Raw genomic sequence first — 13,395 nt, 5'->3', positions numbered from 1 at the left:
TCACGTCCGGGGTGTCATCCGAAGTGCCCGCGTGCGGTGCGGATGGTCAGGCTGCCGTACGTGAGCTCTCCGGTGACGCGGACGTGGAGCCTGCCGGGGCGTGCGTGGTTCGCCGCCTCGCAGGTCACGCTGCCCCACTCGCTGTGGACGCCGTCGGTGTTCGCGCTCGCCCCGGGGGGCAGGACGATCGCCGCGGAGCCGTACACGAGCCGGAGCTCGATGTCGGTCTCCGGGTATCGGATGAGGGCCTGCGACAGGTCCAGCCGTACCTTGCCGTACTCGGAGTCGACGCGCAGCAGGCGCGGGACGTGCCAGTCGCCCACGCGCCTGACGGGTCCGTGCCTGGACGTCAGGTGGACCATGTCCTCCGGCAGGTCGGAGACCGTCGGGAGGAGGTCGTCATGGGAGCTCGCGGTGAGCGCGCGTTCGAGCCGCTGCTCCATCTCCCCCGCGCTGAGTCGTCCGTCGGCGAAGGCCTGCTGGATCCGGCCGACGGCCCTCTCGCGGTCGTCGTCGGAGACGTGCGCCGGCACGGGCTGCGGGATCATCGGCTCACCGCCCGCTTGTAGAGGCGGGTGGCCAGGGGGACGAACACGACCAGGAGCAGCACCGACCAGAGCAGCGAGGTCGTCACCGCGTGCCGCAGCGGCCAGGCGCCGGGCGCCGGCATGGCGGAGGCGGTGTTGCCGAAGAGCTCGCGCACGGCCTGGATGATCGTGGAGACCGGGTTCCACTCGGCGACGGCCTTCAGCGGCCCGGGCAGGCGGGCGCTGTCGACGAACGCGTTGGACAGGAAGACCATCGGCATCGAGACGACGGTGACCACGTTGTTGTAGACCTCGGGCCTGCGCAGGGCCAGCGCGACCGCCGCGGTCACCCAGGAGAAGGCGTAGGCGAACAGGAGCAGCAGGAGGAAGCCCAGCACGGCCTCGTGCGGCGCCGAGTGGACCCGCCAGCCGACGGCCAGCCCGACCAGCGCCATCGTGGCGATGCTGGTGACGTTCATGAGGGCGTCGCTGACGGTCTGGCCGGTGAGGACCGCCGACGGCGCCATGGGCAGGGTGCGGAACCGGTCGAAGATGCCCTTCCGCAGGTCCATCGTGAGCGTGTAACCGGTGATCTGGGCGCTCGTGACGATCGTCTGGACGAAGATCCCGGGGATCATGTACTCCCGGTACGACATGCCGGGCAGGTCGATCATGCTGCCGAACACGTACGCGAACAGCAGCACGAACACGATCGGCAGGATGATCACCCCGCCGAGCAGGTCGGGAGCTCGCCTGATCTTGAGGGCGTCGCGCCGGGCGATCGTCATGCCGTCGGCCAGCGCGATCCGGAGGGTGTTCATCGGGAGTGCTCCTCGGCGGGTTCGACGGCCTGGTGGCCGGTGAGGGTGAGGAACACCTCGTCCAGCGTCGGCCGGCGCAGCCCGGCGTCGCGGACGGTGACGCGTTCGGCGGCCAGGCGGCCGAGGGCGGTGGTGAGCGAGGCGGCGCCGTCGTTCACCGGGATCGTGACCTGCAAGGACGTGGTGTCGGCCCGCACGCCTCCGGCGGCCAGCGGCGCCAGCGCCCGCCGGACGGTCTCCAGGTCCGCCGCGCTCGACACGGTCACCTCGATCCGGTCGCCGCCGACCTGGTCCTTGAGCTCGTCGGTGGTGCCGAGCGCGATGACGTGGCCGTGGTCGACCACCGCGATCTTCTCGGCCAGCCGGTCGGCCTCCTCCAGGTACTGGGTGGTGAGCAGCACGGTCGTGCCGCCCGCGACGAGTTCGGCGATGACGTCCCACAGGCTCGCGCGGGCGCGGGGGTCGAGGCCGGTCGTTGGCTCGTCCAGGAACAGCACCGGCGGGTCGGCCACGAGCGCGCCGGCCAGGTCGAGGCGGCGTCGCATGCCGCCCGAGTAGCCCTGCACCGGGCGGTCGGCGGCGTCGGTCAGGTCGAAGCGCTCCAGTAACTCCCGGGCGCGCCGCCGGCTGCGTCCGGCGCCCAGGTGGTAGAGGCGGCCGACCATCTCCAGGTTCTCGGCACCGGTGAGGTGGTCGTCCACGGCGGCGTACTGGCCGGAGGCGCCGATGCGGGAGCGCAGCAGCGCCGCGTCGCGGGCCACGTCGAACCCGGCGACGGTCGCGCGACCGGCGTCCGGCTTCACCAGGGTGGTCAGGATCCGCACGGTCGTCGTCTTGCCGGCGCCGTTCGGGCCGAGCAGCCCGAACACCGTGCCCTCGGGGACGGACAGGTCCATCCCGTCGAGGGCGACGACGTCGCCGTACTTCTTGACCAGCCCTTCGGCGATGATCGCTGGGGACATCGACTTCTCCTTCTGCCTCGATCGGTGCGAATGAGGGCACGACGGGATGGCGGGCGGTCGCCTGGCGATCGTCCGGTCACGCTGCGTTCAGATCAGATGTCGAGGTCCTCCACGGCGGGATACCTGCCGAGGCCGGCGATCAGGTCGTAGAACTCCTCAGGGATCTTGCCGCGCAGTTCCTCGACCGTGTCCACGACCTCGAGCGTGGCCTCGCCCTCGATGAAGCCCCAGCTCGAGTCGGCCAGGCCGAGATAGGTCCGCCACGCGCCGCGGGAGAACATGCCCTCCAGCCAGTTGTCGCCGCCGGAGTTGTCCGTCCAGTCCGCTGAGCGGTCCACGTGCAGGACGTACCTGCCCTGGCGTGAGCGGTACACCCGGAACATCTCCACCCGGTTGCGCTGAGTACGCCCCCATTCACCGAGCAACACCCCGGAGAAGCGCTGCTTGCGGCCGGCGCCCTGGCCGACCTTGACGATGATCTCGTCGTATCCCTCCTGGCGGCCTTCCTCCATCTCGACATAGCGCCGCAGCGCCACGCTGATCGCCGTCGACAGCTTGCCTCCGGCGAGCTCCTGCGCCCGCTGGAACAGCGGCAGATCCTCGTCGGAAACGTAGATCGTCTTGTTGGGCATCGTTCCATTCCTCGTTCCCTATACGCATAAGCGTACGTATATGGAGAAGGAAGGGCAAGGGCATGGCGAAGGGGCGTGCGGCACTGGTGCCGCACGCCCCTTCAGGCGCTCTCAGTGATGCGCGCCGCTACCCGAGAGCCTTGCGGTAGCGCAGCTTCGTGATGGGCACCCGGTCGGTGCGGTCCATGACCACCGCGCCGTCGTGCCGCCAGCCGTCGCGCTCGTAGAAGGAGCGCGCGCGGGTGTTGCCCTCCAGGACCCAGAGGCTCGCCTCGGCGTACCCGGCGGACGCGACGGCGTCGAGGACGGCGGTGATCAGTGCCTTGCCCACACCGGTGCTCCACACGTCGGGGACCGTGTAGAGCGAGCCGATCATGCCCACCCGCGTGGGGTCGTCGTCCTCGTCGTCCGTGGGGTGGAAGCGTGAGTACCCGACAAGGCCCCGGCCGTCAGCCCGCTCGACGGCCAGCGTGCCGGCCCGCGGGCCTCCGGCGTCCGCCAGCAGCCCCTCCCAGGCCTTCGTCAGCGCCTCATGATCGAGGCCGTCGAGGTACTCGTCCGTCATGACCCCCCGGAAGGCGGCCCGCCATGACGCCATCTGGACCGTGGCGAGAGCCGGGGCGTCCTGCCGGGTGGCGGGCCTGATGCTGTGCGTCACGTGGTCTTCTCCCGGGGAGGGGTGGCTCTTCGGTGCTCGCAGACGCTAGCCGGGACCGGACGGGGCGCGCAAAGGCGATCATTGACGCCATGCGCGCACGACTGCACGGCTTCCGCTGGGTCGATCTCGACCGGGGACGGGGTGACTGGGACTCCGCTCACGCCTGTGAACTCCTGGAGATGGAGATCGGCTCCCGGGGCGGGCCCGGATCGGACGTCTTCCATGTCACCGTCTGCACCCCGTCGGCCCTGGCGGAGCAGCTTCACCGCCACCCCTTCCTCATCGGCCGGCACTGGCTCTTCGTGCCGGAGCTGCGTCCCGACGAGGTGACCGCCTGGCTCGCCGACCGGATCGCCGTCCTGTCGGCGCCGACGTGGGAGGAGCTGGCCGAGAAGATCGGCCGCATCGGAGCCTGGGAGTTCGAGGACTACGACGACTGACCTTTGCCGTCCCTCCTTGGCCGGCGTCCCTCCTCGGTCGGGTCGCCCTGGGGGTTGAATGGGACGCTCACAAGAGCCCAGCGCGAGCAAAGGCGGCACCATGACCACACTTGAGAACCGGCCGAACACCGCCCTCCTCGTCGTCGACGTGCAGAAGGGCGTCGTGGAAGGAGCTCACGAGCGCGACGCGGTCGTCGCGAACGTCGGCGGCCTGGTCGAGCGGGCCCGGCGGGAAGGGGTTCCCGTCGTCTGGGTCCAGCACTTCGACGAGCATCTCGCCCGGGGCAGCGACGAGTGGGCGATCGTGCCCGAGCTGAAGCCGGACGAGTCGGAGCCGCTGGTGGAGAAGAGCTACGGCGACTCGTTCGAGGACACGACCCTGGAGAGCGTGCTGTCAGGGCTCGGCGTCGGACGGCTCGTCGTCGTCGGTGCGGAGACCGACGCGTGCATCCGCTCGACCCTCCACGGCGCGCTCGTCAGAGGGTACGATGCGACGCTCGTCGGCGACGCCCACACGGCGCAGGACCAGACGGCCTGGGGAGCGCCGCCGCCCGACCAGGTCATCGCGCACACGAACCTGTACTGGCGCTACCAGACGGCACCCGGGCGGACGGCCGGGACGGTCGCGGCCAAGGACGTCGACTTCGGCGGAACGCCTTCCTGAACCCGTCCGTCCTCCCGGACCGCCCCCTTTCCCGGATTGCCCCCTTTCCCGGACCGTCCGCTCTCCCGGACCTGTCACCTCTCCCGTTTTCCGGGCCTGTCCCCCGCTCGGACCTCCCGCGTGCGCGCCGATACGCGCGGGCGGGGAGGTCCGCCGGCCGTCGGACCGGCTGTCAGGCCAAGTGACGCAGCGCGTCGCCCCGCCGGTCCACGGCGCGGGCCCCGAGCAGCACGGGAACCGCGAGGAACGCGAGTCCGGCCGTCAGGAACGCCGCCGAGCCCGGCCGGTCCACGAGGCCGCCCGCCAGCGCGACCGCGCCCGGCACCGCCGGCTGCGCGACCCCCCACGACGATCCGAGGAAGGCGAACCAACGCGGGCGCTCCTCCTCGGGGGCGGCGTCGGCCACCAGGGACTGCCAGCGGCCCAGCAGGACGCCGCACGCCGCGGTCCAGGCGAGGTACGCGACGACGGTGAAAGCCACCTCCCCCGCCCACGCCATCAGCAGGGCAAGCAGGCCGAGCGGGGCGGTGCCCGCGGCCAGCACGACGCGGTGGGCGCGGCCGGTCAGCGGGCGCCGGGTCGCCCACAACGCCGCCGGGGAGAGCGCGGCGGCCCCGGCGAGGACGACGCCCGGCAGCCAAGGGGCCGCGCCGCGCTGCAACAGCGCCAGCGGCAGGAACATGACCACCGCCAGGTAGCCGGCCGCGAAGGCCGTCGCGGCCAGCGTGTAGCGCAGCAGCACTCCCGGCGGCCGCCAGCGGGCCGAATGCGCGGCCCGTACCGGCTGGTCAGCGGCTTCCTGGGGGAGGTAGGCCAGCGCCACCGCGGCGGCGGCCAGGCAGGTGAGGCCGTCGGCCACGGCCAGCCAGCGCACCCCCAGCGGCAGCAGCACCGCGGCGACCAGTCCGGCGCCCGCTCCCGCCGCCACCAGCGCGCCGCCCAGCAGGCCGTACATCTGCTGGCGCTGCTCCCCCTCGGTGACCCGGGCCACCAGCTCCTGCGTCGCCGGCTCGTAGATCTCGAAAGCGAGCCCCACCAGGGCCACCGCCGCCAGCACCTGCACCGGAGTGCTCGCGAGCGCCAGGACCAGCAGCGACACGCCCGTCGCCACCAGGCCGGCGGCCATCACGGTCCTGGGCGGCAGCCGGTCGAGCAGCAGTGCCCCGCCCCAGCGCGAGACCAGCGCCGCGACGCCGAAGACGGTCAGGGCGACCGGGGCGAGATCCGGGCCGGCGAACACCGCGAGGAAGGCGATGGCGTACGCGCCGAGCTGGTTGAGGACGCGTACGCACAGCAGCGCCTTGGCGGCCCTCGGAAGGCTGGTGAGCACCCGTTCCCCTGTCGTCCTGGCTGGTCAACGGCCCGCAAAGTATGCCAGGGCGCACCGACAGTCCCGCGTCCCACGAGTGCGGAGCGGCTAGGCGGGGCGGGTCGCGGCGGCCAGGAACATCGGGACGGCCAGGAGCAGCCGGCCCCGCCGAGCCCGGTCGTGCTGGTCGGCGAGCCAGGCGTCGTGCTCGCCCTGGGTGATCGCCCCGGCGGCGAGCGCGCCGCGCGCCAGGTTCGTGACCATGGGCAGCGACGTCGCGTCGGTGAGGACCGCCGTGTGCACCTCGACGTGGACGTCCGTGAAGCCGGTCGTGAGGAGCAGGTCGCGGTGGCGGCGGGCGGCGCGCGGGTCCGGGATCCGGTCGGCGCGGGCGTGCACGATCGCGCGGGTGAGCAGCGGGTCGCCGGCGTCGATGATGATCGCGTCCCAGTCCTGGCCGGCGAGCGCGACGCGGCCCCCCGGCGACAGCACGCGGACGGCCTCGCGCAGGGCACGCTCCGCGTCCCCCAGTTCGTGGAACACCTTGTCCGCCCGGTAGGCGGCGACCTCGCCGTCGCCGAGCGGCAGGTCGTACGCGTCGCCGAGCCTGAAGTCCGCTCCGGGCCACCTGTCGCGGGCGATGCCGATCATCTCGGCGTCGAGGTCCACGCCGACCGGCCTGGCGCCGCGCTCGCGGAGCTCCGCGACGGCGCGGCCCGCGCCGCAGCCCACGTCCACCACCGGTGCCCCCGTCTCCAGCCGGAGCAGCTCGTACGAGCGCTCGCGCAGGGCGGTGGCGCCGGGAAGCGCGTCGGCGGCGTCGAGGAGGCTGATGAGTTCGCTGGTGTTCGGCATGCGGATCAGCATGGATCTTCATGTCGACATGAGGTCAAGTGCTGGCCTGATGTCGGGGTTTGCGGGAGTCGGCAGGGGGAAACCGGTTGGTCATGCCGGAGTGGTTGCAGGCGGGCGGCTGGGGGCTGCTGGCGGGGTTAGCGCTGGTGCTGGGGGCGCTGGTCGGTTACGTGGTGCGGTTGCCGCAGCGGGTCGTCGCGTCGGTGATGGCGTTCGGCGCCGGGGTGCTCATGTCCGCGGTGTCGTTCGAGCTGATCGACGAGGCGCACGAGCGGGCCGGTCTGGCGCCCACGGTCGCCGGGGCCGTGACCGGCGCGGTCCTCTACACCGTCTGCAACATCCTGCTGGCCCGCCGCGGCGCGCGGCATCGCAAGCGTTCCGCCGGGCGGCAGCCTTCCGAGCAGGAGCAGGGCGGCTCGGGCACGGCGATCGCGCTCGGCGCGGTGCTCGACGGCGTGCCGGAGTCGGTGGTGATCGGCGCGAGCCTGCTCGGCGGGGGCGCGGTGAGCGCGGTGACCGTGGCGGCGGTGTTCATCAGCAACGTGCCCGAGGGGCTGTCCAGCGCGGCCGGGATGCGGGGGGCCGGGCGGTCGAAGGCGTACGTGTTCGGGCTGTGGAGCGGGATCGCGGTGATCAGCGGCCTGTCGTCGCTGGCGGGGTACGCGCTGCTGGGCGGGGCTCCGGCGGCCGTGCTGGCGGGCATCATCGCGCTGGCCGGCGGCGCGATCCTGACGATGGTCGCCGACACCATGATTCCCGAGGCGTTCGACAACGCGCACCTGATGACCGGGCTGATCACGCTGGCCGGATTCCTGCTCGCGTTCGCGGTGTCGAAGGCGGGCGGCTGAGGCTGCCGCTCGAACCGCATCAAAGATCGCATCAGCCCCATGAGGTGCTAAAGCGCTTTTTTGGGGCAGGTGACCGCAATGCGGACGACTGATGAAGCTCGGAGGTGTTCGTGGTGACCGGATCCACGATCTCGCTGGGCGTCGAGGAAGAGTTCCACGTCGTCGACACGCGAACCCGGCACCTGGTCCCGCGGGCGGGGATCCTCCTCGACATGCTGCCGGAGGACTGCTTCACCAAGGAGCTCCAGTGCTCCACGCTTGAGGCCAACAGCAGGCCGTTCCGCGGCCTGGAGGACCTGGCACGCGACCTCGGCGGCATGCGCGCGATGGTGGTGCGCAGGGCGGAGAGCCTGGGTCTCGGCATCGTGGCGGCCGGCAGCATGCCGCTGGCCGACATCGACCGGATGAAGGTGTCGCCAGACCCGCGCTACGAGCAGATGCTCGACGACTACCAGCTCCTCACACGCGAGCACCTGATCTGCGGGACCCAGGTCCACGCCGAGGTGACCGACCCCGAGCTGGCGCTCGCCCTCGCGCACCGGCTGTCGCCGTGGACGCCGCCGCTGCTGGCGCTCAGCTCCAGCTCGCCGTACTGGCTCGGGTCCGACACGGGGTACGGCAGCTACCGGACCATGGTGTGGCAGCGCTGGCCCACGGCCGGGCCGATGGCCCGCTACGACTCCGTGGCCGACTACGAGCGCATGATCGGCGACCTCATCGACTCGGGTGTGATCACCGACCCCGGGATGATCTATTTCGACATCCGGCCGTCGGCCCACGTGCCGACCGTGGAGCTGCGGATCTGCGACTCCTGCCCGCGCGTGGAGGACATCGCGCTGATCGCCGGGCTGTTCCGGGCGCTGGTGGCCCGGGAGCTGGAGGACGTGCGGCGCTCCCCGGGGCTGGAGGTGCCGCTGGAGGGCGTACGGGCGGCGACCTGGCAGGCGGCGCGCTCCGGGCTCGAAGGCGAGCTGGTCGACCCGGTGGAGGGCGTGCCCAGGCCCGCGGCCGAGGTGGTCACCGGGATGGTGGAGAGCCTGCGGCCGTACCTGGAGGAGGCCGGTGACTGGGACCTGGTCTCCGGCCTGGCCCGCGACGCGCTGGCCAGGGGCAGCTCGGCGGCGCGGCAGCGCGCGGCGTTCGCCCGGCGCGGGCTGCTGGGCGACGTGGTGGACATGCTCCTCGCCGAGACGCGGTCCGGCGGATGGGAGCCCCTGGGCGGTGGCAGCTCGCCGGACCGGCCGGCCGCCTGAGGCGACGGGGACCCCACGGGTTCCCGTACGAGGCGATGTTCCACGTGAAGCAATCGGCCGCGTGACGCGCTGACGTGCCCACAGGGGGCCACGGTGCGGCGGATCCGGCGGGTGAGGACTGATGTGAGATGACGGAAGGTGGATGACGCATGTGCGGGCTGACCGGTGAGATGCGCTTCGACGGGAAACCGGCGGACATGGGCGCTGTGGACCGGATGACCGAGTCGATGCACGAGCGGGGACCCGACGGCTCCGGCCTGTGGGGGATGGGGCCGGTCGCCCTGGGACACAGGCGCCTGAAGATCATCGACCTGTCCGACAAGGCGGCCCAGCCCATGGTGGACGGAGAGCTGGGCCTCGCCGCGGTCTTCAACGGCTGCCTGTACAACTATCGCGAGCTGCGCGACGAACTGCGCGCCGCCGGCTACCGCTTCTTCTCCACCTCCGACACCGAGGTGCTGGTGAAGGCGTTCCACCGGTGGGGCGGCGAGTGCGTCGACCGGTTCAAGGGCATGTTCGCCTTCGCGGTGGCCGAGCGCGACACCGGCCGGCTGACGCTGGGCCGCGACCGGCTCGGCATCAAGCCGATGTACCTCACGCGGAGCGGCGACCGGCTGCGCTTCGCCTCCACCCTGCCCGCGCTGCTGGCCGCCGGCGACGTGGACACCACGATCGACCGGGTCGCCCTGCACCACTACATGACCTTCCACTCCCTGGTGCCGGGCGAGCGGACCATCCTCAACGGCGTCAGCAGGCTGCCCGCCGCCACCGTACGAACCTACGAACCCGACGGCACCAGCACCGACCGCCACTACTGGGACCCCGCGTACACCCGCTCGGCCCTGCCGGAGTACGCCGGCCTCGGCGACGACGAGTGGCGGGAGGCCGTGCTGGAGGCGCTGCGCGCGGCCGTGCGCCGCCGGATGGTGGCGGACGTGCCGGTCGGCGTGCTGCTGTCGGGCGGCCTGGACTCCAGCCTGATCCTCGCGCTGCTGGCCGAGGAGGGGCAGGAGGGGCTGGCCACGTTCAGCATCGGCTTCGAGGCGGCGGGCGGCGAACGCGGCGACGAGTTCCACTACTCCGACCTGATGGCGCGGCGCTTCGGCACGGACCACCACCGCATTCGCATTCCGGACAGCCGCCTCGTGACCGGGCTGGAGCAGGCCGTGCGGTCCATGAGCGAGCCGATGGCCAGCCACGACTGCGTCGCCTTCCACCTGCTGTCGCAGGAGGTGGCCGAGCACGTCAAGGTGGTGCAGTCGGGGCAGGGCGCCGACGAGGTGTTCGGCGGCTACAGCTGGTTCCAGCCGCTGGCCGGGGTGCCGCGCGAGCGGGCCGGCGACGCGTACCTGGCCGCGTTCGCCGACCGGCCGCACGAGGAGCTCGCGGGTATCGTGAGCCCCGAGTACCTGCTCGACGACGACGTCAGCGGCGCGTTCGTGCGCGCCCACACGGGCCGGCCGGGCGCCGACACCGCGCTGGACGCCGTCCTGCGGCTGGAGACCACCGCCATGCTGATCGACGACCCCGTCAAGCGCGTCGACAACATGACCATGGCCCACGGCCTGGAGGCGCGCACCCCGTTCCTCGACCACGAGCTGGTCGAACTGGCCGCCGCCTGCCCCGACGGGCTCAAGCTCGCCGACGGCGGCAAGGGCGTGCTCAAGGACGCCGCCCGCCGGCTCCTCCCCGCCGAGATCATCGACCGGCCCAAGGGCTACTTCCCCGTCCCCGCCGTGCGCCACCTCGACGGGCCCGTGCTCGACCTGGTCCGCGACGCGCTCACCGCCCAGGCGGCCCGCTCGCGCGGCCTGTTCCAGCCGGCGTACGTCAAGACGCTGCTCGACGACCCCGGCCGCGACCGCGCCACCACCGGCGTCAACACCCTGTGGCAGCTCGGGCTGCTGGAGCTGTGGTTGCAGGCCCAAGGAGTCTGATGGCGCCGTTCCCCGCGCTGCCGTTCCCCGCGCTGCCCTCCCCCGCCGGCCTGGCCGCCTGGGGGTGCTGGAACCCGTCGCCGGCGCCCGACCGCGGCGCCGTGGCGTACGTCAGCGACCGGGACGGGTGTCCCCGCGTGTGGATCCAGCCGCTGGCCGGCGCGCCGGCGGGCCGTGCGGGTGTTCCGGCGGGATACGGGGAACGCGCCGTGGAGAGCGCCGATCGGGGGTCGCCCGGCCCGGCGGGCTCGGGCTTCCGGTCAGAGGGGGACGGCGCGCAACCCGACCTGGTGGGCGGCGTGGCCGCGTGGCCCGTCGAGACCGGTCCTGAGCCGGTCTGCGACGTCTCATGGGCGCCGACCGGGGCGCGGCTGGCCGTTCTCGTCGCGCCCGGCGGTGGTGAGCACACCCAGGTGTGGACGGTACGGCCGGACGGGGGCGACCTGCGCCCGCTCGCCGCGCCGCCCGGCGGCTCCGCGTCGTTCGTCCGGTGGACGGGACGCGGCGAGGTGCTGCTGGTCGCCGAGACGTCGGCTTCGGGACTGACCGAGGCCGTGCTGGTGGACGCCGCCACCGGAGGCCGCGAGGTCGTCGCCGCGGGCCCGTTGCTGCAGCCGGCCGCCGTGAGCCGCGACCACGCCACGCTGCTGCTGCGCCGGGGGCCGAGGGGCGCGCGGCGGATGTCGGTGATCGACTGCGGGCCGGGCTCGAACGAGGAACGGCCGCTGCTGGCCGACCTGCCCGGCTCGACCGACTACGGCATCCTGTCGCCGGACGGCAAGACCGCCTACCTGCTCTCCGACGCGGGCCGCGACCGCCCGGCCCTGCTGACGGTCCAGGGCGATGCGCGGTCGTACGCCGTGCCGGCCGCGGCGGCGCCGGCCGGGCGCGGGGACGCCGTACCGGAGTACGCCTTGCCGGCCGGGCGAGAGCCGGCCGGACGGGAGCACGCCTTGCCGGCCGGACGGGAGTACGCCTTGCTGGCCGGGCGGGACGACGCCGAGCTCGACCGGTTCGCCCTGACCCCCGACGGCCGGTGGGCGGTCCTCGTCTGGAACGAGCACGGCCGCTCCACCCTGGAGGTCCTGGACGCCGGCACGGGAGTCGTGACCCCGCTCCCTCCCCCGCCCGCCGACGTCGTGACCTCGATCAGGGTGACCCTCGACGGCGCCACGGCGGTCATGGCGGCCGAGGGGCCGGCCCAGCCCTCCCACGTGCTGCTCTGTGACCTCGCCACCGGGCGCTACGAGGAGGTGGCCGGCCTGGGACGGCTGTCCCACGCGCCCCGGGCCGAGCTGATCCAGATCAAGGCACACGACGGCCTCGACCTGGCCGCCTGGCTCTACCGGCCCCCGGCCGCCCAGGGGCCCGCGCCCTACCTGGTGTACCTGCACGGCGGCCCCGAGGACCAGGAGCGGCCGACCTTCAACCCGCTCTACCACAACCTGCTCGCCGCGGGCATCGGCGTGCTCGCGCCCAACGTGCGCGGCTCGTCCGGTCACGGCCGGGCCTTCCGCGAGGCCGACGACCGCGAGCTGCGTTTCCACGCCGTCGAGGACGTCGCCGCCTGCGCCACCGAGCTGGTACGGCTGGGCGTCGCCGACCCGGGCCGGCTCGCGTGCATGGGCTGGTCGTACGGCGGCTACCTGACCCTGGCCGCCCTGGTCACCCATCCCCGGCTCTTCCGGACAGGCATCGATGTGTGCGGCATGTCGGACTTCGAGAGCTTCTATGCCCGTACCGAGCCGTGGATCGCCGCCGCGGCGGTCGGCGAGTACGGTCACCCGGAGCACGATCGTGACCTGCTGCGCGCGCTGTCGCCGCTCCGGCGCTTCGACCGGCTGGAGGCCCCGCTCCTCGTCGTCCACGGGGTCCACGACACCAACGTGCCCCTCCATGAGGCCGAGCAGGCGGTCCGGGCGGCGCGGGCGCGCGGGGTGGCGTGCGAGGAGCTGATCTTCCCCGACGAGGGGCACGAGATCCGGCGCCCGGCCAACCGGGCGGTCTTCGTCGGCAGGGTCGTCGAGTGGCTCACCCGCCACCTGCTGACGCCGGGCCCCTGAAGCCGGCGGCTCGCCCGCCACCTTCTCGCGTCGTAGCCCCAGCTCCGGTCTCAGCTTCCGGTCTCGCGGAGGATGTGGTGGTCCACGACGGTCTCCAGCAGCAGCTCCCGGTAGCCCGCCTCCTCGAACAGCACCGTCAGCCGGTCCTCGTCGCGCCGGATGACCTCGCCCGGCCCCCACGCCTCGTGCTCCACCTGGGCGTGGACCGGGAACGGCCCCTCGCCCCCGGCCGGTTCGCGCGCCGTCCCCGCCCGGCAGGTGTCGCAGTCGCCGCACGGCTCCCCCAGGTCCTCGCCGAAGTACCCGAGCAGGAACCGCCGCCGGCAGTCGCGGGTCTCGGCGTAGCGGCGCATCATCTCGTGCCGGGTGCGCTCGATCTCGCGGCGCCGCTCGGCCAGTTCCCGCGCCCGCGCGGCGGCCTCGGCC

The 13,395-nt window shown here is 73.1% G+C and carries 14 protein-coding genes; 6 read left to right on the top strand and 8 right to left on the bottom strand.

What is annotated here, in order from left to right:
- Window positions 1–14: 14 nt before the first annotated feature.
- The 5 genes from AB0H81_RS25675 to AB0H81_RS25655 form a co-directional block, all read right to left on the bottom strand.
- Window positions 15–548 carry a DUF1707 domain-containing protein gene (locus tag AB0H81_RS25675; protein WP_358379405.1) on the bottom strand — a complete coding sequence of 178 codons (534 nt, stop codon included), beginning with the start codon at window positions 546–548 and terminating at the stop codon, window positions 15–17.
- Window positions 545–1,348, bottom strand: a complete 804-nt coding sequence (locus AB0H81_RS25670) for an ABC transporter permease (RefSeq protein WP_358379402.1) — start codon at window positions 1,346–1,348, stop codon at window positions 545–547. Before AB0H81_RS25670 ends, AB0H81_RS25675 begins: the two co-directional genes overlap by 4 nt.
- Window positions 1,345–2,310 (bottom strand): ATP-binding cassette domain-containing protein, encoded by a 966-nt coding sequence (locus tag AB0H81_RS25665; RefSeq protein ID WP_358379399.1) that lies wholly within the window; start codon window positions 2,308–2,310, stop codon window positions 1,345–1,347. Before AB0H81_RS25665 ends, AB0H81_RS25670 begins: the two co-directional genes overlap by 4 nt.
- Before the next feature lie 92 nt (window positions 2,311–2,402).
- Window positions 2,403–2,942, bottom strand: a complete 540-nt coding sequence (locus tag AB0H81_RS25660) for an EXLDI protein (RefSeq protein ID WP_358379396.1) — start codon at window positions 2,940–2,942, stop codon at window positions 2,403–2,405.
- A gap of 127 nt (window positions 2,943–3,069) precedes the next feature.
- Window positions 3,070–3,600 (bottom strand): GNAT family N-acetyltransferase, encoded by a 531-nt coding sequence (locus AB0H81_RS25655; protein ID WP_358379393.1) that lies wholly within the window; start codon window positions 3,598–3,600, stop codon window positions 3,070–3,072.
- An 89-nt stretch (window positions 3,601–3,689) separates the two neighbouring features.
- Here AB0H81_RS25655 and AB0H81_RS25650 point away from each other — a divergent pair, with 89 nt between their 5' ends.
- Together AB0H81_RS25650 and AB0H81_RS25645 are read left to right on the top strand one after the other, a co-directional pair.
- On the top strand, window positions 3,690–4,040 hold the full coding sequence (locus AB0H81_RS25650) for an Imm8 family immunity protein (protein WP_358379390.1): 351 nt from the start codon (window positions 3,690–3,692) through the stop codon (window positions 4,038–4,040).
- A gap of 100 nt (window positions 4,041–4,140) precedes the next feature.
- Window positions 4,141–4,704, top strand: coding sequence for an isochorismatase family protein (locus AB0H81_RS25645; protein ID WP_358379387.1), 564 nt, complete (start codon window positions 4,141–4,143; stop codon window positions 4,702–4,704).
- 172 nt (window positions 4,705–4,876) lie between these two features.
- Here the strand turns inward: AB0H81_RS25645 and AB0H81_RS25640 are convergent, their stop codons facing one another.
- Together AB0H81_RS25640 and AB0H81_RS25635 are read right to left on the bottom strand one after the other, a co-directional pair.
- Window positions 4,877–6,034: an MFS transporter gene (locus AB0H81_RS25640; RefSeq protein WP_358379384.1), complete on the bottom strand. Its 1,158-nt coding sequence runs from the start codon at window positions 6,032–6,034 to the stop codon at window positions 4,877–4,879.
- Between the two features lie 87 nt (window positions 6,035–6,121).
- On the bottom strand, window positions 6,122–6,868 hold the full coding sequence (locus tag AB0H81_RS25635) for a methyltransferase domain-containing protein (protein ID WP_358379381.1): 747 nt from the start codon (window positions 6,866–6,868) through the stop codon (window positions 6,122–6,124).
- A gap of 92 nt (window positions 6,869–6,960) precedes the next feature.
- On the opposite strand from AB0H81_RS25635, the gene AB0H81_RS25630 reads away from it, so the two are divergent.
- The 4 genes from AB0H81_RS25630 to AB0H81_RS25615 all read left to right on the top strand — a co-directional run bounded on the left by AB0H81_RS25630 (window position 6,961) and on the right by AB0H81_RS25615 (window position 12,969).
- A complete protein-coding gene (locus AB0H81_RS25630) occupies window positions 6,961–7,716 on the top strand; it encodes a ZIP family zinc transporter (RefSeq protein WP_358379378.1) in 756 nt (251 codons plus the stop codon).
- Window positions 7,717–7,829: 113 nt separating this feature from the next.
- The gene (locus AB0H81_RS25625; RefSeq protein WP_358379376.1) at window positions 7,830–8,969 is read left to right on the top strand and encodes a glutamate--cysteine ligase; all 1,140 of its coding nucleotides are present in this window, start codon (window positions 7,830–7,832) and stop codon (window positions 8,967–8,969) included.
- 149 nt (window positions 8,970–9,118) lie between these two features.
- Window positions 9,119–10,906 carry an N-acetylglutaminylglutamine amidotransferase gene (locus AB0H81_RS25620; RefSeq protein ID WP_358379373.1) on the top strand — a complete coding sequence of 596 codons (1,788 nt, stop codon included), beginning with the start codon at window positions 9,119–9,121 and terminating at the stop codon, window positions 10,904–10,906.
- The gene (locus AB0H81_RS25615) at window positions 10,906–12,969 is read left to right on the top strand and encodes a prolyl oligopeptidase family serine peptidase (RefSeq protein WP_358379370.1); all 2,064 of its coding nucleotides are present in this window, start codon (window positions 10,906–10,908) and stop codon (window positions 12,967–12,969) included. Before AB0H81_RS25620 ends, AB0H81_RS25615 begins: the two co-directional genes overlap by 1 nt.
- A 50-nt stretch (window positions 12,970–13,019) precedes the next feature.
- Here AB0H81_RS25615 and AB0H81_RS25610 read toward each other — a convergent pair.
- Window positions 13,020–13,395, bottom strand: a 376-nt coding sequence (locus AB0H81_RS25610) for a RecQ family zinc-binding domain-containing protein (protein WP_358379367.1), incomplete at its 5' end; no start/stop codon positions are given.

The sequence above is a fragment of the Nonomuraea sp. NPDC050691 genome, from assembly GCF_040654455.1.
GTDB lineage: Bacteria > Actinomycetota > Actinomycetes > Streptosporangiales > Streptosporangiaceae > Nonomuraea.
The sequence above is the reverse complement of the archived record's forward strand: the minus strand, read 5'-3'. Positions and strand labels throughout refer to the sequence as shown.